Raw genomic sequence first — 19,390 nt, forward strand, 5'->3', positions numbered from 1 at the left:
GAGAAAGCTATTCCGTTTCTTATCATCGCGGATAAGCCGAGTTTTGCACGTCCATTTTCATAAAATAGTTCACTGGAGTGGGGCATTTTTCATTGTTTTTAAAGTCATCATTCCCCTATCGTTATGAATACAGACGTACCGTTATGAATACAGAAAAGATTCATCCCATTCTGGCTCAAAAATGAAGTTTTTTATGGACGTGCAAATCTCTCTATTTTCCGCAAGAACTTTTAAGTCTTGACGTTTAAAATAGAGAGAATGTTTCCATTAAATAGTGGGCTCATTTAGGTTGAGTAATGAGATGCATAAACGGCTCTCCGTTCACACGATACTGAAGAGCAGACACTACAACTCTACTATTTAATCGTATGCTATAACGCACATATACACCCGGCTGCTTTTGGGGTTGATCTGTATAAATCACATTATATCCATTCTGTCGCAACAGCTTGACAAATAAAGGAGTAAAGTTGTTGGCTGTATTATTTTTCTTTATAAGAAGTGTGGTTGTAGCGGATGGTAAAAGTCTTTTGATATTGCCTACAAAATCGTTAGCGACTGATTTTGCCTGACGCTCCGTAAGATTTTGATCAACATCATTTTGTAAATAACCGCCTACAGATGCACAACCAGCAACCAACACAACTGGTGGTAAAAGTGAATATTTTAACATCTTAATCCCCCCTCTTTTAATTTTATACCTTATTGCTAGGCTTTCTTGTTATTGCTAGGCTCTCTTGCGAAGTTTCTATTCCAGAAATAAGAGCACTTTCGCTCATAGCTATAGTACAACAATCGGTTTCCAATCAAGCATTAATTCATCAACGAATAATGGTTCCAGCTTTCATTGAAAGGCTACTTCATGTGCTTTTTGCGGCGTGTATTTTTAATAAACCGTTGCTTTTTGTGATTGCGATAAAAAAGCAATCTTTTGCACTTGCATGTTAAAATCATGTCCTCCATCACCATTATAAAATATAAAATAATGTGTTAGACATTGCTCTAGAACGACCAAATAAATTTTTCAGTATTGGCTGGGCTCTCTTTTTTAAAATACGCATGAATGCGTATCCTGTTTGCTGTAAAATGCTATCGTTTAAGGTGTTGTTGCTGTAAGGTAAAAAATTTCCACGTATGATGTTTTTATGTGTGGTAAATATTTAGGATAGGGATTATCCCTATAATCTTGTGAAACAAATTCCATGAAATGGGAAGCTCAATGAGCTCCATTCTGAGAAGTTGGATTGTTTACCAATCGGATCTGGAAAAGACTTTTGTCCTTTGAGATGTATAAGGCACGTCAAGAACAGAGAGAATAGCGCCCTATATCATGATGTTAAAAGTTCTCATTTTTATCAGAGAGTCATTGTAAAACTGAACTCAAATCAGCCTTTTTTCTCTTAGTGCGTCGACACACCTAGACAGTGCAAAATCTTCCAGAATTCCTATCAACTTTATCTTTTTTAAGCAAAGAAGAGCATTTCTCTCAAACGTTTTTATAAAAATAAAGTATATTTTATGAGTTTTCTCAAGGAGTAAGGGATGTTGCAATATTGAGAATTGGCAAAACGTATGATGGTGTCAGTTTGTACTTTCATGAAGTAAAGAAAATAGGGGCATGAAGTAAAGAAAAGAGAGGTATGAAGATAAAGAGGGAAAACTTTATTTCAAGATCAGGTGCTTTTTGCTGGCTTTTTAGCAGGTATAGAATTTCTGTTATGTTTTTTGTTTGCTTTTTCGCTCACACTTGATCAGACAGTGTGTCTCTTTTTTTACAGCGATTTTAAAAAATAGGAAGCAGTTTTATGGCTTCTTTGTGTGCCTTTTTCAATTGTGCCTCGTCCATACCTTGGAGCATCACGTCAAGATCAGGGGCTTGCATTTTCGCTTCCTTTGCAAGCATATACCAGGCCGCAGCCATGATGATATCGCCTTGTGTGCCTATTCCATCACGATAAAGTCTTGCAAGACAAATCTGTGCTTGTGGGATCATATTCATGGCATTGCGCGAGAGCAAATGAAAAGCACGTTGAAAATCTTTTTCTCCTCCACGCCCTTGTATCAACCATTGTGCCAAAAAAATTTGTGCCATAGGATGTTTGCTTTGAGCGGCCACTTCCATGAGGCGGCGGGCATTACGATCATCTTTTGGTCGTGTTAACGTTCCTAGAGAAAGGATTTTTGCCGCAGCAAAAGCAGACTCGGCATCACCAAGAGCAGCGCCTTTTAGAAACCATTTTAATGCTTGTTCTATAGCCTCATTTTCACGGCTTGATGTATCAACACCTGCAAGTGCTTGCTTTTCACGCTCAGCTTTGTAAAGAAGTAATCGGCCATAATAGAAATAGGCTTCTTTTACGCCAGCATTGGCAGCTTTTCGAATAAATTCTTCACCCATTTTCTGGTGTTGTGCAATAAAATGACCATCAAATAACATCAGCCCATAGCGCAATTGCGCTTGCGGTTCCCCTTGTTTTGCCGCCCGCCCAAACCACAAAGCAGCACGTGCCCCATCAAGTGGAACAGCACATCCTTCTAGATACATGCGTGCCACAAGCGTTTGTGCGAAAGGATCATTTTGTTCAGCACGTCTGAGTGCTTCACGAAAGGCTTTCAAATAAAACCCTCGGATATAATAATCATAAGCTTGATCATATTGCCCAGCTTGTAAGGGCTGGAAGTGTTCTGTAGGGTTTGAATGGTCTTGAATGGTGTTAAAAGAGCGTTCTAAATCCAAGGAGTCATCAGAAATTTCAGCAAAACTGACAACAGGACTTGCCAACCAAATAACGACAAGGATAAGAAGCCGAACGCTTTTAATCATTGGATTTTTCCTCCGCATCACAGCTAAGGACCTTCACATTTTTTCTTCATCATTTCAAGTGAGATAAGAAAATTATCATGGGCAAGATGATTTCTTCAACAGCAATAATCGCACCAGTTATAAATCCACATTATAAACGCACAGGCGGTTTACACGCTTTTATCAAAATTTGCAAAATCGCTTCCCGCTTGAACAATTGCAGAAATCTCTCTCTTCTATCCATCATTGCGCCAACGAGATTCACCATTGTGCAAGCTGGGTATTGCGAAAGTGCACCATTTGGAGATTGCAAAAGTGCGCTTACTGGAAATTAGTTTGGATATTCACAAGGGTGTGGGCACGCGGTTTTGAGAAACAGTGTCTTATGGGCATTTCCACCGCATCACGACTAAGAGCTTTCACATTTTTTCTTCATCATTTCAAGCCATAGAAGAGTTCTATCGCTATCTTATTTTTTCTCTCAGTCAAGTTAGGTTCAGGCACGTTTATAAAAATAATATACACGTCGACAAGTACCAGACTGTTTTAAACAATCCTATTTTAAACAACTTTAAAACAACAATGATGAAAGAATTATCCAGAGAGGCTCTCTTCTATTATCAATGCTTATCACTCCAAAAAACGTCTATGATGAGGTTGTCTTTTTCAAATATGCAATGAGTTGCTGATGAAGAACGCGGAATGTTGATGAAGAGAACATATAGGCTCTATAGAGCGTGTCGCGTTATAAGAGCGTGATGTGCGCTATCGCATGATTTTAGGTTGCATTCTCATCAGAAAGTAGCTGCAAAATGGCTTTTTGTTTTGCTATTGTTAGAACTCTAAACTTTTTCAGCAGTTGGTATTCTTCTGTGCTGGAGATGATTTCATCATGATGATAAGGCGGCTGTTGTTTTGTGATGATATCCGCATAAAAAAAGGAAACGGGAACATTGAGGATATCGGAAATTTCCTTTAACCGCCCTGCGCTCACACGGTTTAAGCCGTTTTCATATTTTTGAATTTGTTGAAAGGTTATACCTAAATGTTGACCTAATGTTTTTTGAGACATCTTCAACATTTTTCGTCTAAAGCGAATTTTTTTGCCGACAAAAAGATCAATATTAAGATTTTGAGATTGCATTTTCCCCCACCGGTTGCGAGCGCCCTCGCATAAGTATTCCGGGAGCTTGAAAATACTGAAACCTAATCAGCCTTTTTGCTTTTAGTGCTGGTAAGCACTTGGACATAGCAAAAACTCCCGGAATTCCGGGATACCCACAAAGTGGGGTAAATTCATGCTTAGGTTTCGGGTTTTCAAGGCCCTATTGGTCGTTGCGTATGCGACCAAAACACTTTTTAACTCATAAAGGAATTTCAGGAAATTTACAATAAAAATAGTTTTTTAATGAGAGGCTATCCACCTTTCAACCTCTCTGGAACGATGACCAAAATCATGATATCAGATCCGCGTTTATCAAAGGGACTAAAATGATTTTTCCCACGGCAATGAATTTACAGGCAGTCTCTTCATTAAAATTTGCATAATCGCTTGGCTATTGAACAAGAGCGGGGAGCAATCGTTTTTTGTCTTTAAAGAACGTAAGGGCTCTATGAGATGTGGTGAGGTGCCATATTTTTTTGGGGGCGTGCATTTTAAAAACTAAAGGTAAGCGTTATTCAAATAGAACTTAATGCACAAGTAATTGCATCTTGACTAAAAGGGACCTCCGCTGCTTTTAAGCGATCAACAAGTTTGGGAAATATCTCTTTTACGTGTTCTTTAAAAGAAAGGTAGTAAACTCCATTAACATCTGAAGGCATTTCAACGCCTTCTTTGTATAAAATAGCTATTTTATCAAAAGGAAGTATGGCGATTAACATTCCCATCTCGAGAATAACATTTTGTCGCGCACGGAGTTGTTCTGCTTGTTTGCCTTCAGATTTGGCATAGCCAATATCATCAGGAGTCAGCAGTACAATGCCAAATCCCATAGAACCTTTACAAATTTCTTTTTTCAAAGTTTCAATGATTGGTAAGCCATTACCGCCAGTATTTTGTAAAATGTATGGTTTAAGCTCAAGCTTGAGAAGAGCATTTTTAAGGTCCTTTAAGGGTATAACGATCATGAACGATAAAAATCCCTTTATTTGAGGTATTGGAAGCAGTTTTTTGGGAAGGGTTCGTTAATGTTTCTTGTATATACTCTGCTAAATCTTCTGTTAGCTTCTGTTTTTCGGAGTTACTCCCTTGAAGGTTGATTGTTGCTGTACTTTCATACCAGTTAATTATACCTCCCTTTGAGGTTCTCATCTGATATGATCTATGGGATTGATTTTGTAGAACTTTACATGTTGTGATTTCATATCCTTTATTGCAGATTATCTTTTGTTTTGAAGCTCTTCAAACGTTCCATTATATTTCATTTTTTATGTCCCCTGCATATTTTCATCATTCGTTTTGGGAAGGTCGGTGTCTTGGTATTGCCGAAATTAATAAAGTACTCAAATGCAGTAACCAAGTTTTATATGAGGCCCGGCTATATTGCGGTGCGAGCTTATTTACCTGAACAGGATTTAAGGGGTGGGCGTCATTGGTATGCATTAACCAATATCAACAATGATGAGTTTCCCCAATCATAATGGCTTCTTTTTATAAGACATTGAACTACAAAATTTTCATGTCTTCATATTATGTAAAGGAAAGATGTTAGCTTTTTCATCTCATTTGATTGAATTGCAGAAAGAAAAACACATTTTTATCCCCTTTAAACTGTTATTGTGTATTCAATATAAGTCATATAGTGGCGAATGTTTAGATTTTTATTAACGCTTTATTTGTAAATCCTCTTCCCAATATTACAAGGGGGTATTTTTACATTTTTCTTGCATCATTTTTAGCAATACTAAAGGATTCTCGTTCCCAAAAATAACTTCTTCCACAGTAACGAATTCACATCCAGTTTTTAAAGTTTCATCAAACATTATGAAATCGCTTCCTGCTTGGATAATGGCGGAAATCTCCATCACGTCTGCCCACCATTGCGCTCGCTGGAGATTGCGGCTGGAAATTGCGAAAGTGTGCCACCTGGATACCGTGATATGTGCCAACCAGCTGTTGGTAAGGATGGACATGCGGTTTTGCACAACGGTGCCTCACGGATATTTCCACCGCACCACAGTTAAGAGCTTTCACATTTTTTCTTCATCATTTCAAGCAAGGTAAGAGGATTATCATGGGCAAAGATGATTTCTTCAACAGCAATAAATTCACAGGCGCTTTGCACGACTGCATCAAAATTTGCAAAATCGCTTCCCGCTTGAACAATTGCGGGGATCTCCATCACTTCTGCCCACCATTGTGCCAGCTGGAGATTGCGCGGGTGGGCATGCGGTTTTTTATCAGCACCTAATTTTCCAAAGAGGAGATAATCAACATCTGCTTCTCCCGCAAGCATGGCGCAATGGCGATTCCGCAAATTTCCAAAACCTCTTATTTTTTGTGCCCTTTTCTGCGTATCAAAATGTTCGAGAGATTTCAGATCACCCTCTATATGCACACCATCCGCTTTTACCCGTTCAGCAATTCGATTGTCAGCAGCAATAACAAGGGCGGCCTCATGGTGCTGAATATCCTCTGCATAGATTTTTGCTTGTTGTTGTAAAAAAATACCATCATCCTTTAACCCTTGAGAATCATAAAGAATAACGCAGACAAAAGATTTTGTTTGTAAAATTTTATGCAAAAAGCTCGGTTGTAAATTCCGCCGAGCATCTAATGTCAAAACCAATTGAGGAAAAGAATGAGAAGGAATCGGTTTACTCTGTTGTTTTGTCATAAAAAAAATCCTTGAATCTTAAAAAGAAACTTGACTCTTAAAAGTGAAAGCGTCATCCTGAAAAGCTACGCTTAGCACCGGCGAGTGGCTGTCGAGTGACTATTTTGCGACTTGTTGGGGTCCGTTTATGGGATATCAGGATATTCTTCATCATCGTACACATCTTTCTCATCGTGATACATCCATTGATGTCTTCCGTTCTTTAGCCCTGTTGACGATTTTCATCAACCATATCCCCGGCACTTTATACGAACATATAACACATAGAAATTTCGGCTTCTCGGATTCCGCAGAAGTTTTTGTTTTGCTTTCAGGGGTTTCTCTTGGGCTGAGTTTTCATGCGCGTTTGTATCAAGAATCTTTTCCTTTCATTGTGCGCAAGCTTTGGAAGAGAGCTTTTCAACTTTATGGCGCCTACCTTTTCACAACCTTTGCTACTTTGAGCCTTTTTTTAGGGGCTTTCCTTTTGTGGGGTACAGAAAAACTTTTAAAGATGAACAATGTGGAGCTCTTTTTCATACAGCCTTTTGTTGCATTTTTGAGCACTTTAACTTTTGGACATCAATTGGGCTATAATAACATTTTGCCGCTTTATATTTTTTTGATGTTTTTTGCACCTTTTGCCCTTTATTTAAGCTGTAAACAAAAAAAATTGCTGCTTTTAAGCTCATTCACTCTTTATCTCATTTGCGGATTTTACAAGATTGCACCTTCCTCTTACCCCTTACCGGGGAAGTGGTTTTTGAACCCTTTATCTTGGCAGTTTTTGTTTGTCATAGGGCTGGTGAGCACTTTATCTCTTAAACAAGGAAAAACAATCGCTTTTCACCCCTTTTTGATCGTTTTTTCAGGGGGGTATCTTTTGCTTTCTCTGTTATGGGTTCGTTTAGATTGGTGGGGGGTTTTGCGGTGGCTTGACTGGTCTTCCCCTTTGCTTAATTTTAATAAAACCTTTTTAAGTCTACCGCGTTTGCTGCATGTTCTTGCATTATCAACGTTCATTCTTTGCCTACCTAGTTTGCATAAACTGTTTCGTGTTTCCAAACAGCATCCCTTAGCAATTTTAGGAAAACACAGTTTACCTGTCTTTGTTACAGGGACTGTGTTTGCCATGTTTGGACAAATTTTCAAAACAGTGATGACAGGAACGTTTTTTTCCGATAGCATCCTTATTATCAGCGGCATTGCACTGCAGTTTGGGGTTGCCTATTGTTATGAAAAACGTCCATTTTTAACAGTTTTTTCCAAGAAAACCTTTCAAAAGGAGGGTTGTTAGCTTGTTATCTTGTGCTTTTTACACGTTAACCTTAGTATAAAAAGCACATTGCACAAAAGTTTTTAAAAAGGTACTCAAAAAAATTGAAAAGAGGGATTTAATAAAAAAGTGTTCTCTGCAGCAGAAATAAAGAAACTTTTTAACCCTCACTTCGTTGAGTGTCATGATTTTGTGCTGATATTTGGAGTGTAAGAGCGTGAGCGTACATAAATATCCCTATGATGAACCTATTATCATGATTGAGCATAATGCTTTTGAAAATGCTTTTTATAGTCTCTATGAAGAAACGATGACGTTGATTGAAGAAACAGCCACTTATATTGATACAGAAGGAAAATTAGCGGCACGGTCTTTTTCAACAGAGATTTCTGCAGTTTATGCGAAAGAAGCTATGTATTTAAGTACACGGCTGATGCAAATTGCCTCTCAACTGCTCTTACTTCGCGCGGAGCGTGAAGGAGAGATGTCATCAGAACAAATACAAAAAGAAATTGCAAAAGTATCACTTCATACACCAACATTGGAGTTAGAAACTATGCATTGGCAAAAGTTGCCAGAAGTTTTCCGTGATTTTGTCGCCCGTTCACTTCGTCTGGAAGCACGCATGCAGTATATGCGCACCGGTAAAGAAGAGCGCTCTTCCCAAATCTTGGAGGAAGATAATCCCGTGGGAAAACAAATTGAATTGCTTAAAACAGCCTTTGGGCGTTCTTAGAAATTTTGACCTTGTTTCTTTTCCATTTGGCTGTATGCTTTTTCTCTTGTAGTGAAGTTTAATTTCTTTTTTGGGCTCTTTCATTTTTTTCCTTTATTCGCTGTGCTTTTTTGCTTTTGTTCAAGCACAGAAAAAAGAGTGGCTTGTGTTTATGAGAGAAACGATTTTTATGATAAGTATATTGAGCTTGGACGACAACACAAAAGGATGAAGCAAAAAGATGGGGCATGATCGCTCTCTTCGTTTTAAGTGCGGGAAAATATCCTCTTCAAGTGCGAAAAAAATGGATAAATTTTGATTTATGGCTGAAACGGTTCGTATTATAGGCATTGATCCCGGACTACGGAATACAGGATGGGGTGTTATTGATCTCTCCGGGAATCGCCCTCAATTTATTGCAGCAGGAAGGCTTTCTTCTGATGTAGAGGATGATCTTGCTTCCAGGTTATGCCAACTTCATAAGGGGCTCTCAGAAATTATGCACCAATTTATGCCTCACGAAGCTGCTGTCGAACATGTGTTCGTGAACAAGGATGCTACGGCAACTTTAAAACTTGGTCAAGCACGCGCTATTGCATTGCTCGTTCCAGCACAAGCAAGCCTCCCTGTTTTTGAATATGCGCCCAATAAAGTTAAAAAATCAGTGATCGGCGTTGGGCATGGCACGAAAGAGCAAATTCATATGATGGTAAAAACTCTGCTTCCGCGTGCCGAATTTAACAGTCATGATGCGGCTGATGCTCTTGCCCTTGCTCTTTGCCATGGGTTTCACCGTACCAGTCTTTCTCATCGTTCAAGGGTTATGGTATAACCGGTCCATTAAAAAGCATTCTTGAATATTTTTTTGAGGTTTATATTTTGCTGGTAAAAACTTTTCCTGCCCATACCCAATTTAACAGCAATACGCAATTTAGCAGTTATGATATGCTTGAGATTCTTGCCCTTGCTCTTCGCCATAGGTTAACCCATACAAGTCTTTCTTACCGTTCAAGGATTATGGTATGATCGGGAAATTAAAAAGCATTTTTGAATATTTTTTTGAGGTTTATATTTTGCTGGTAAAAACTTTTCCTGCTCATACCCAATTTAACAGCAATACGCAATTTAGCAGTCATGATATGCTTGAGGTTCTTGCCCTTGCTCTTCGCCATAAGTTAAACCATACAAGTCTTTCTTACCGTTCAAGGATTATGGTATGATCGGGAAATTAAAAGGAACTCTTGAACATATTTTTGATGATCATATCCTTATTGATGTTCATGGTGTGGGTTACGTTGTCTTTGTATCAAACCGGTTGCGCCCTTCTTTACCAACTGTTGGTGAGACTATAAGCCTCTTTATTGAAACACATGTTCGTGAAGATGCTATTCGCCTTTTTGGTTTTGCTACAAGAGCTGAACAAGAGTGGTTTTGTCTGCTCCAAAATGTTCCTGGTGTAGGTGCGAAGGTTGCTTTAGCAATTGTAGGCACTTTACCCCCAGATGAATTGGCGCAGGCGATTGCATTAAACGACGTTGCAATGATCAGCCGTGCTCCGGGTGTTGGTAAAAAAGTGAGTGAACGAATTGTGAGTGAGCTGAAAAGCAAAACTCTACCTTTTAATGAGAACGTGGTTCATAGTGCTCCAGTTTCTCGGGGTGATGGAGGCAATCAACCCAATCATGAGGCACTTGCTGCTTTGCTTAAGCTTGGTTTTGAACGTGAGCAAGCAGCACGGAGTCTTGCTTTAGCGATGAAAGATTTTGAAGGGGAAACAGTTTCTTCTGCACAACTTATTCGTCATAGCCTCAAATTGCTTTCCCCTCCTACTTAAGACAAGGTAACAATGCATAAAGACGAAGATCAACGCCTTTTGAAGGCAGAGCCCCTTCCTAACGACCCGGATCGTTCCTTAAGACCACAAGTTCTTGATGATTTTATTGGTCAAGAGGCCGCACGCGCAAATTTAAAAGTGTTTATTGAAGCAGCAAAAGCACGTCAAGAAGCGCTAGACCATGTTTTGTTTGTTGGACCACCTGGTTTGGGAAAAACAACGCTTTCACAAATTATGGCCAAAGAATTAGGCGTTAATTTTCGTTCCACTTCAGGCCCGGTCATTGCCAAAGCAGGCGATCTGGCGGCGCTTTTGACCAATTTAGAAGAACGTGATGTCCTTTTTATTGATGAAATTCATCGTTTAAGTCCAGCTATTGAAGAAATTCTTTATCCCGCTATGGAAGATTATCAGCTTGATCTGATCATTGGAGAAGGACCTGCAGCACGGTCGGTGAAGATTGACCTTGCTCAATTTACCTTGGTTGCGGCAACGACGCGCTTGGGGCTGTTGACCACACCATTGCGCGATCGTTTTGGTATTCCCATTCGTCTTAATTTTTATACCATAGAGGAATTGAAATATATCGTTCAGCGTAATGCGCGCCTTTTTTCAGTACAAATGAGTGAGGATGGTGCTCTTGAAATTGCACGCCGAGCGCGCGGAACTCCACGAATTGCAGGAAGGCTTTTACGGCGCGTTTGTGACTTTGCTTTGGTTCAAGGGGCAGAAAAAATTGATCGCCTCATTGCTGATGAAGCCCTTTCGCGTCTTGAAGTGGATCATCTTGGTCTTGATCCGCTTGATCACCGTTATTTACTTCTCATTGCGGAAACATTTTTAGGAGGACCGGTGGGGATTGAAACGATTGCAGCAGCTCTTTCAGAACCACGTGATGCCATTGAAGATATTGTTGAACCTTATCTTCTTCAACAAGGTTTTATTCAGCGTACCGCTCGTGGGCGCATACTTACCCAAAAAGCTTGGAACCATTTAGGGCTTTGCGCTCCAACCTCTACAAATTTGGCACAAAAACGCGCCCATGAGAGCAAGAACACTTCATCACCTCAAACGAGTTTATGGGATGAAGATGAAGAAGACCTTTGAAATATCCTCGGCTTTTCCGTTGTTCACAAATAAGAGCGTATGGGTGACATGCTTACCCAAAAAGCTTGGCACCTAGATTTTGCGCAAAAACGCGTCCATAAAAGTAAGAATATGAAAATAAAACCATAAGAGCAAGAACGCTTCATCACCCCAAACGAGTTTATGGAATGAAGATGAAGAAGATCTTGGAAATATCCTCGGCTTTTCCGTTGTTCACAGATAAGAGCGTATGGGTGACATGCTTGCCCAAAAAGCTTGGCGCCTAGATTTTGCGCCAACCTCCACGGACTTTGCACAAAAACGCGCCCATAAAAGTAAGAATATGAGAATAAAACCATAAGAGCAAGAACGCTTCATCACCTCAAACGAGTTTATGGAATGAAGATGAAGAAGATCTTGGAAATATCCTCGGCTTTTCCGTTGTTCACAGATAAGAGCGTATGGGTGACATGCTTGCCTAAAAAGCTTGGCGCCTAGCTTTTACTCAAACCTCCACAGCTTTGGCGCAAAAACATCTAGAGCAATGTCTTTAAGATAATGAGGATTGTGTATTGCCTCACACTTTTGTTTCTTATGTTCTTAATAGGGGCACAACCTTCATGTAAAATAAAACGCCATCGCGTTACAAATTCACGGGCTTGTTTTAAAGAGGCATCTCTCAATGCTCCTAAGCCCATTTCACAATGTCGTCCGTGAATTGTATAATGATAAATTCATTACGTACCACCATCTTCACTTACACAAATTTACTATACAAGGGGCACAAATTTACTATACAAGGGGATAAGCTGGCACCGTCATTCTCTTTACCAGCGCATGGTATCCAACTCATGAAATTGCAATAGCCCTTGCATGAAAGCGGTTCATGAGAGGCATTTTTCTCCTCTTTTATAATTTTTACCTCTACGCTAATCCCGCTGATAGCGTAAAACTAAGTGAAACAAAATTTCTTCAACATAAAAAAATTTGAAATGAGAAAATCTTGCAATATTCAAGGTTGTGATTTAAGCTCCGTAACAAAAACAATCATTATAAATCAATATATTGACCAAAACACACCTATGAGAGCATAGGTTTTATCAGCTCAAACGAGTTTATAGGATGAAGATTAAGAAGATCTTGGAAATATCCTCGGCTTTTCCGTTGTTCACAGACAATGGCGCGCATGGGTGACATGCTTGCCCCAAAAGCTTGGCGCCTAGATTTTGCGCAAACCTCCACGAACTTTGCGCAAAAACGCGCCCCTGAAAGTAAGAATACGAGAATAAAACCATAAGAGCAAGAACATTTCATCAGCTCAAACGAGTTTATGGGATGAAGATGAAGAAGATCTTGGAACATTCTCTTCAAGACTCCTCTGTTGTTCATAGACAAGAAGTTTTCAAGGAGTTTTGCGCGAATAACATGTTTACCTAAAAGCTTAGCACCTAAACTTTGCTCTCCAACCTCCACGATTTTAACACAAAAATACGGTTAATTGCTTGACACTCAAGAGCTCTCACCCCTACAAACATTTTATGGGAAATTATGGGACAAAAACAAATGACGAAAACATTCTCTTTTAAGAGCGATCATCCAAATAAGAGTGATCATACAGGCGATTTTCATGATTTTCAGGTACGCGTTTATGTTGCTGATACAGATTTTTCTGGTGTGGTTTACCATGCGCGTTATTTAGAGTTTCTTGAGCGTGGACGTTCAGAGTTTTTACGCGATACAGGTTTTAATAACAAGATGTTAGCATCAGGGGCTGAGGGTGAAAAACTGTTTTTTGTAGTCCGTCATATGGAAATCAACTTTTTACGACCAGCGCAAATCGATAATCTTTTAACACTCAAAACACGGATCAATCACGTTCAAGGGGCACGTTTTTTTATGGAGCAATATATTCTTCATGAGAATAGTTTGTTGATCACAGCAAAAGTTGAAATTGCTCTCATTAATGAATCAGGCAAACCGCGACGATTACCGAAAGAACTTTTTGTAACCATGCCTGTTTAAAAGAAACTTTCATTCAACTAAAGCGGGGAGTCTCTGTTTTCTTTGAAAGGAGCAACCGAACTTTATTAAAATGTGGAAACGATCAAGCTCTCTGCTGTAGAGAATTTCATATTTGATGAATTTTTACTTTATTAAAGTTTAAATTTATGAAATTTTGACTTTAGTTGAACTTTGAGGGAGGCAACTTTCATTGAGAAGGATAAAAACTCTGTGCATTCTTTAATTTAAGGAGAAACGGAATTTTCTCCTAAAGACTAAAGTTTTTCACAATTTAGAAATTATCAAGCAATCTGCTGTATAGAAATTTCACATTTTGTGAATTTTCACTTTATGAAATTTTGAAAGGGCAGCTTTCACGGAGAGGGATAAAACTATGCCGCATGTAGAACTAACAAATCCAGAAACAATTGGAATGTTACACTTGTTTATGCAAGCGGGATTTGTCGTTAAAGTTGTCATGGTTGGATTGCTATTGGCCTCTGTGTGGAGTTGGGCCATCATTTTTGATAAAATCTTTACCTATCGGAGAATACGGCGCCAAATAAAACAATTTGAACAAACATTTTGGTCTGGAAAGCCTTTGGAAGATTTGTACGCAACGTGTAAAAATCAGCGCACTTGTAGCATATCTGCCGTTTTTATGGCAGCAATGGGGGAATGGCAAAAATCCCTTGAAAAAGGAATCCATACATCGATAAGCTTGCAGAACAGAATTGATAAGGCTATGGACCTCACTTTAGGACGTGAAAGTGCAAAAATAGAATCAAAGTTGGGTTTTCTTGCAACCCTTGGATCAGCAGGCCCTTTTATTGGCCTTTTTGGAACAGTCATCGGTATTATGGGGTCATTTCTTTCTATCTCAGCGTCTCAAAACACTTCGCTTGCAATTGTCGCGCCAGGAATTGCTGAAGCACTTTTGGCAACCGCCATTGGTTTGTTTGCGGCAATTCCAGCAGTGATTGCTTATAACAAACTGATCAATGAAAGTGCACGCATTATTGCACAAATAGAAAATTTCGCCGATGAATTTTCCACACTTGTATCACGACGGATTGATGAGACACGTACCGCTCATCCACCATTATAAGGGAAGAGTTTTATGGGAATTTCTGTTGCTTCTTCTCACAAAAAAACACGCAGACGGCACCATTCACACAGCCAATTGATGAGCGAGATTAATGTCACGCCTTTTGTTGATGTTATGCTGGTGTTATTAATCATTTTTATGGTTTCTGCACCACTCCTGGTCAATGGTGTGCCCCTTGATTTGCCGCGCAGTCAAGCCGGCCCCGTGCATGCGCAGAGCACGCCTCTTACAGTTTCCCTTGATGCACAAGGACGTTTCGCCATTAATCAAGATTATTATGAGACATCGGAAGCTTTGATTGCACAACTGAAAGTGCAATTGGAAAGTGATCCTGAAAAAAAGAACCAACGTCTTTTTGTACGCGCTGCTAAAACTGTTGAATATCAAAAAGTACTACAGCTACTTGCTGATCTTCAAAAAGCAGGTTTTTCACAAGTTGCTTTAGCAAGTCTTGCACAATAAGATGAAACCTCTCGCACACTCCATGCAAAAGAGCAGATAGTCCTCAAAAAGAGAAAACACAAGGTAGGAAGATGAACAAAGACTCTTATCATAGTATGAAACGAGGCTTGACTTTATCCCTTGCAGTACATATCGTTTTTCTCAGTTGGGGAGCTTTTCACTTCACCAGTTCTGTTTCTTTACCACAACAATTGGAAGCTATTCCGATTACTCTTGCACCTTTATCTGAAGACATTGCCTCTCAACAAGGTGCCTTGAATGCTCCTGTACGTGCAATTCCCGCAGTAAAACCCACGATTAAACCACAAGAAAAAGAAGAAGCACACCATATTGGCGAAGGACAGATAGATAATAGAGCACCCTTCAAACCAAAGGAAAAGCCAAAACACGTTGACGCAACACCTCCCCCATCAGAGGTACCATCAGGGGAAAAGAAAATATTAGAAGAACCTTCTCCACTCCTTGAAGAACAGGAATTGTCTCAAGCAAAAATGGAAGAGGTTGCTGAAAAGCCCGCTCCAGAGGAGCCCGTAGAGAAACCAGAGATCCCTGAAAAGCCCGCTCCAATGGAACCCGTAAAAACGCCAGAGGTCGCTAAAAAGACCACACCAGTGGAACCCGTAGAAACACCAGAGGTTGCTGAAAAATCCGCTCCAGTGGAACCCGTAGAAACACCAGAGGTTGCTGAAAAACCCGCTCCAGTAGAACCCGTAGAAATGCCAGAGGTTGCTGAAAAACCCGCCCCAGTAGAACCCGTAGAAATGCCAGAGGTTGCTGAAAAACCCGCCTCAGTAGAGCCCGTAGAGAAACCAGAGGTTGCTGAAAAGTCCACACCAGTGGAACCCGTAGAGACGCTTAAAAATAAGAAAGTGACATCATTCCAAAAATTGGAGCCAACACTACAAAAAATGCCCGTAGAGCCAAACGCAAGCTATCAGAAAGTTCACAAATTTCCTGTTCCTGAACATTTTCCACACCCAAATTTTAAACCAAAACGCGCAAAAAAATCTGAAAAACAACCTGTTCTTCAAGATAAACACGCGCAAAAAAATCTTCAAAATTCTGGTCAAACCATTGAAAATATTTTAGAAATGGAAGAAAAAGACCTGCTCAATCGTGCACGTACGCAAGGAGGGGGCGCAAAGCGTTCTCAGACACCAGAAGCTTTGGGGGCAAGAGAAAAATTTTTGGATACCACAAAAATGGCACAAACATTGGTCAACATAGCGGGGGGGTGTATTCAAAGAAAGCTTAAGCTTGTCGCTCTTGGCGGAGATTTGAAGAACCGTCCGGTGGTGCGTTTGCAGTTTTACCTAAACCGTGAAGGAATGGTTATAGGAGAACCGATCATTACCCCCTTAAATGGTACTGAGAGTCAGCAGTCCATTATGATAAGGCAGGTCTATGTAGCAGTTTTTTCATGCCAACCTTACACAGATCTCCCACGTGATCAGTATGATTTGTGGGGGCAAGGCTTTGACTTTGAAGTTGACCCCCTTCAAGAAACCACACGATGAATAGAAACGATATGATGAAATATAGGTATATTTGTTCTGCCTGGATGAAAGGATGCATATCCATGAGAGTGATGAATAGAAACGATATGATGAAATATAAGTATATTTGTTTTGCTTGGATAAAAGGATGCATATCCATGAGAGTGATGACGAGATACACATTTTTTTCTTGGTTTATTGCGACTTGCTGTTTGTGGCTTTCGAGTTTTTCCTCTGTTCATGCCCAATTGAAAGGCACGATCTCTACGGCAGACTTTAATCCTATTCCCATTGCAATTCCTGATTTTATTTCTTATGACTCGATTGGGTTGAAAATAGCAGCTGTGGTGACAGCTGATCTTGAAAGGTCGGGGCTTTTTTACCCTCTTGAGAAGGCATTTTTTTCTGAAAAAATCTTAAATCCTAACAAACAGCCAAATTTTGCGCGTTGGGAAAAAACAAGAGCGCAAGGTTTGGTCACCGGGCAGGTGATAAGAGAAAGGGATGGGCGATTGAGAGTCGACTTTCGTTTATGGGATGTTTTTGGACAGCGCCAACTCAAAGGACGGCGTTTTTATACGGCGACAGAACGTTGGCGGCGTGTTGCGCATATGATCGCAGATGATATTTATCGTGAAATGACCGGAGAAAGTGGTTATTTTGATACACGGATTGTTTTTATAGATGAAACAGGCCCCCAAGATGCACGTATCAAACGCTTAGCGATTATGGATCAAGATGGAGCAAATTTGGTCTATCTTTCTGATGGAAGTGAGTTGATGCTTACACCACGTTTTTCTCCCAAACGACAAGAAATCGCCTATATGGTCTATGAGCATAATAAAACACCTCATGTTTATCTTCAACAAATTGAAATAGGACAAAGAGAGTTAATAGGCACTTTTAACAATATGACAATTGCTCCGCGTTTTTCTTCTGATGGGCAAAAAGTGATTATGAGCTTATTGCAAAATGATGGAAGTGCCAATCTTTACACAATGGATTTACGGACCCGCACAATGACAAGGCTTACAACAACTGCCGCGATTGATACATCTGCGTCTTATTCACCGGATGGAACGAAAATTGTCTTCTCATCAGACCGTAGTGGAAAACCACAAATTTTCGTCATGAACGCCGATGGTAGCGAGGTGCAGCGTATTTCTTCAAACGAAGGAAGTTATTCTACCCCTATTTGGTCACCACGTGGTGATTATATTGCCTTTACAAAACAACTCGATGGACAGTTTTCTATTGGTGTGATGCGTCCTGATGGACAAGGAGAACGGATTTTAACCACGGGTTTTCATAATGAAGGACCAACCTGGGCTCCTAATGGTCGAGTGCTGATGTTCTTTCGTAAAAATCCGGGGATGGGACCAAAACTTTATACGATTGATATTACTGGGCGCAATGAACGCTTATTGCCCACGCCCAATGATGCTTCTGATCCAGCATGGTCACCATTGCTTGCTATACAATAAAAATGCCCTGTTTGATAAAAACAATTCTTGTTAAAAACAAACAATGTCATAGCGCAATATATAACGACAGCTTTATTTGCACATTTAACAGCACTCTTTGCAAATTGAAGAGGAAGGAATACGCACAACCGCTGTATTTAATGTCTCATCTTCTATCTTCTTTAACCCTTAAAGTTTGAGAGAAATTTTTCACTAAGAAAAAGCTCTCTCGTGTTTTGCGGATTTAAGAAGCGTTGCTCCCTATCATGGTGACACTCTCTGCGCTCAGGAGCGGCTCTCTTTGCAAATTGAAGAAAGGGTATACGTGCAACCACTGTGTTTAATGTCTTATCTTCTGTCTTCTTTAACCCTTAAAATTTGAGAGAAATTTTTCACCAAGAAAAAGCTCTCTCGTGTTTTGCGGATTTAAGAGGCGTCGCTCCCTATCATGGTGACACTCTCATGCGCTCAGGGGCGGCTCTCTTTGCAAATTGAAGAAGGAGAATACGCGCAACCGCTGTGTTTAATATCTTATCTTCTGTCTTCTTTAGCCCTTAAAATTTAAGAGAAATTTCTTGAGATAAAAAACGCTTAAAAAAATAAGCAAAAGACTTTTATGTCTTTTTTTCGAGCCAAGAATAGTCCATATATCCCCTTCAATCTGATCTTCACGAATATGACACAAAGGATTGGTCCGAATACCCGTAAGGATAAGCAAACGCAAAGCCAATTGTGTGAGGGTTGTTGTTTGGCAAAATGTTTGATAAAAAGCCGGCACATCTTTCCAATCCATAGCTGGAAAGTTTTGTGTTTTATGGCGTTGTTCACCTAAGAGGGCGCGTGCTTTCTCTGTTGCTTGTAAATCAACATCTAATCCCAATGCAGCAGCATGCTTTGGGCACTTTTCCTTGGAAATTGACCTTTTCTTATGGACGAGCGTTGCAAGCCGCTGCCTTAAAGGCGTGGGCTGGAAAAGATGAAAATATTGCTGCTGCACAAAAGGCTTTTTGTCACCGTGCACGCATGAACCATTTGGCTGCTTTGGGGCAATGGACAAAAGATCTGGAGGAGACAAAAGACTTGTAAGAGATAAAAGATCAAGAAAAGTCTCACGCTTAAAGAAGAGAAAGCACCGTGTTGAGAGATTATGTACGCGGCGTATATAAATTATGTGCGTTGTGTTTATAAGTTATATGCACTGTTTCGCCGAGAATCACTGCTTCTGCGTTGTCTTAAATACGGTGGTGGTTGTTTGAAGCGTATGTTGTTTTGAAGGGTATGATTTTAAAATCCGACATGGTAATGCGGTGATTGATGAAAAAGTTTCC

General features: G+C 40.0%; 18 protein-coding genes and 3 pseudogenes. 14 read left to right on the forward strand and 7 right to left on the reverse strand.

The window, feature by feature from the left end; translation table 11 throughout:
- Window positions 1–280: 280 nt before the first annotated feature.
- The 4 genes from BN67_RS03805 to BN67_RS14775 form a co-directional block, all read right to left on the reverse strand.
- A complete protein-coding gene (locus BN67_RS03805) occupies window positions 281–673 on the reverse strand; it encodes a hypothetical protein (RefSeq protein ID WP_019222813.1) in 393 nt (130 codons plus the stop codon).
- A 1,110-nt stretch (window positions 674–1,783) separates the two neighbouring features.
- Window positions 1,784–2,824: a tetratricopeptide repeat protein gene (locus BN67_RS03820; RefSeq protein ID WP_019222816.1), complete on the reverse strand. Its 1,041-nt coding sequence runs from the start codon at window positions 2,822–2,824 to the stop codon at window positions 1,784–1,786.
- 757 nt (window positions 2,825–3,581) lie between these two features.
- Window positions 3,582–3,947, reverse strand: coding sequence for a helix-turn-helix domain-containing protein (locus tag BN67_RS03830; RefSeq protein WP_019222818.1), 366 nt, complete (start codon window positions 3,945–3,947; stop codon window positions 3,582–3,584).
- Window positions 3,948–4,483: 536 nt separating this feature from the next.
- Entirely contained in the window at window positions 4,484–4,933 is a 450-nt protein-coding gene (locus BN67_RS14775; protein WP_244427030.1) for a TIR domain-containing protein, read from the reverse strand.
- A gap of 326 nt (window positions 4,934–5,259) precedes the next feature.
- Between BN67_RS14775 and BN67_RS14090 the strand changes: the two are divergent.
- Window positions 5,260–5,392: pseudogene (locus BN67_RS14090) on the forward strand (POTRA domain-containing protein); the annotation flags it as partial.
- A gap of 270 nt (window positions 5,393–5,662) precedes the next feature.
- Here BN67_RS14090 and BN67_RS03840 read toward each other — a convergent pair.
- Window positions 5,663–5,938, reverse strand: a complete 276-nt coding sequence (locus BN67_RS03840; protein ID WP_019222819.1) for a beta/alpha barrel domain-containing protein — start codon at window positions 5,936–5,938, stop codon at window positions 5,663–5,665.
- 47 nt (window positions 5,939–5,985) lie between these two features.
- Window positions 5,986–6,642 carry a thiamine phosphate synthase gene (locus tag BN67_RS03845; protein WP_019222820.1) on the reverse strand — a complete coding sequence of 219 codons (657 nt, stop codon included), beginning with the start codon at window positions 6,640–6,642 and terminating at the stop codon, window positions 5,986–5,988.
- A gap of 127 nt (window positions 6,643–6,769) precedes the next feature.
- Here BN67_RS03845 and BN67_RS03850 point away from each other — a divergent pair, with 127 nt between their 5' ends.
- The 12 genes from BN67_RS03850 (at window position 6,770) to tolB (ending at window position 18,083) form a co-directional block, all read left to right on the forward strand.
- On the forward strand, window positions 6,770–7,918 hold the full coding sequence (locus BN67_RS03850; RefSeq protein WP_019222821.1) for an OpgC family protein: 1,149 nt from the start codon (window positions 6,770–6,772) through the stop codon (window positions 7,916–7,918).
- Between the two features lie 196 nt (window positions 7,919–8,114).
- Entirely contained in the window at window positions 8,115–8,633 is a 519-nt protein-coding gene (locus BN67_RS03855) for a DUF1465 family protein (protein ID WP_019222822.1), read from the forward strand.
- Window positions 8,634–8,934: 301 nt separating this feature from the next.
- The gene (ruvC, locus tag BN67_RS03865) at window positions 8,935–9,444 is read left to right on the forward strand and encodes a crossover junction endodeoxyribonuclease RuvC (protein ID WP_019222824.1); all 510 of its coding nucleotides are present in this window, start codon (window positions 8,935–8,937) and stop codon (window positions 9,442–9,444) included.
- Between the two features lie 47 nt (window positions 9,445–9,491).
- Window positions 9,492–9,638: a hypothetical protein gene (locus BN67_RS14095; RefSeq protein WP_156791626.1), complete on the forward strand. Its 147-nt coding sequence runs from the start codon at window positions 9,492–9,494 to the stop codon at window positions 9,636–9,638.
- A complete protein-coding gene (locus BN67_RS03875) occupies window positions 9,635–9,832 on the forward strand; it encodes a hypothetical protein (RefSeq protein ID WP_019222826.1) in 198 nt (65 codons plus the stop codon). The genes BN67_RS14095 and BN67_RS03875 overlap by 4 nt, the downstream gene beginning before the upstream one ends.
- The gene (gene ruvA, locus BN67_RS03880) at window positions 9,829–10,446 is read left to right on the forward strand and encodes a Holliday junction branch migration protein RuvA (RefSeq protein WP_019222827.1); all 618 of its coding nucleotides are present in this window, start codon (window positions 9,829–9,831) and stop codon (window positions 10,444–10,446) included. The genes BN67_RS03875 and ruvA overlap by 4 nt, the downstream gene beginning before the upstream one ends.
- A 12-nt stretch (window positions 10,447–10,458) precedes the next feature.
- Entirely contained in the window at window positions 10,459–11,553 is a 1,095-nt protein-coding gene (gene ruvB, locus BN67_RS03885; RefSeq protein WP_019222828.1) for a Holliday junction branch migration DNA helicase RuvB, read from the forward strand.
- A gap of 1,527 nt (window positions 11,554–13,080) precedes the next feature.
- A complete protein-coding gene (ybgC, locus tag BN67_RS03900; RefSeq protein WP_019222831.1) occupies window positions 13,081–13,554 on the forward strand; it encodes a tol-pal system-associated acyl-CoA thioesterase in 474 nt (157 codons plus the stop codon).
- A 373-nt stretch (window positions 13,555–13,927) separates the two neighbouring features.
- Window positions 13,928–14,641, forward strand: coding sequence for a protein TolQ (gene tolQ / locus BN67_RS03905; RefSeq protein WP_019222832.1), 714 nt, complete (start codon window positions 13,928–13,930; stop codon window positions 14,639–14,641).
- Between the two features lie 12 nt (window positions 14,642–14,653).
- Complete coding sequence (tolR, locus tag BN67_RS03910) at window positions 14,654–15,103, forward strand: protein TolR (RefSeq protein WP_019222833.1); 450 nt, start codon at window positions 14,654–14,656, stop codon at window positions 15,101–15,103.
- 71 nt (window positions 15,104–15,174) lie between these two features.
- Complete coding sequence (locus tag BN67_RS03915; protein WP_019222834.1) at window positions 15,175–16,620, forward strand: hypothetical protein; 1,446 nt, start codon at window positions 15,175–15,177, stop codon at window positions 16,618–16,620.
- A gap of 137 nt (window positions 16,621–16,757) precedes the next feature.
- Window positions 16,758–18,083 carry a Tol-Pal system beta propeller repeat protein TolB gene (gene tolB, locus BN67_RS03920; RefSeq protein WP_019222835.1) on the forward strand — a complete coding sequence of 442 codons (1,326 nt, stop codon included), beginning with the start codon at window positions 16,758–16,760 and terminating at the stop codon, window positions 18,081–18,083.
- A 592-nt stretch (window positions 18,084–18,675) separates the two neighbouring features.
- Here the strand turns inward: tolB and BN67_RS11505 are convergent.
- Window positions 18,676–18,963, reverse strand: a pseudogene (locus tag BN67_RS11505) (hypothetical protein); the annotation flags it as partial.
- Between BN67_RS11505 and BN67_RS11510 the strand changes: the two are divergent.
- Window positions 18,951–19,148 (forward strand): annotated as a pseudogene (locus tag BN67_RS11510) (class I fructose-bisphosphate aldolase); the annotation flags it as partial. The pseudogenes BN67_RS11505 and BN67_RS11510 overlap by 13 nt on opposite strands.
- Between the last annotated feature and the right edge of the window lie 242 nt (window positions 19,149–19,390).

Source organism: Bartonella rattaustraliani AUST/NH4, from assembly GCF_000312565.1.
Classification (GTDB): Bacteria; Pseudomonadota; Alphaproteobacteria; order Rhizobiales; family Rhizobiaceae; genus Bartonella; species Bartonella rattaustraliani.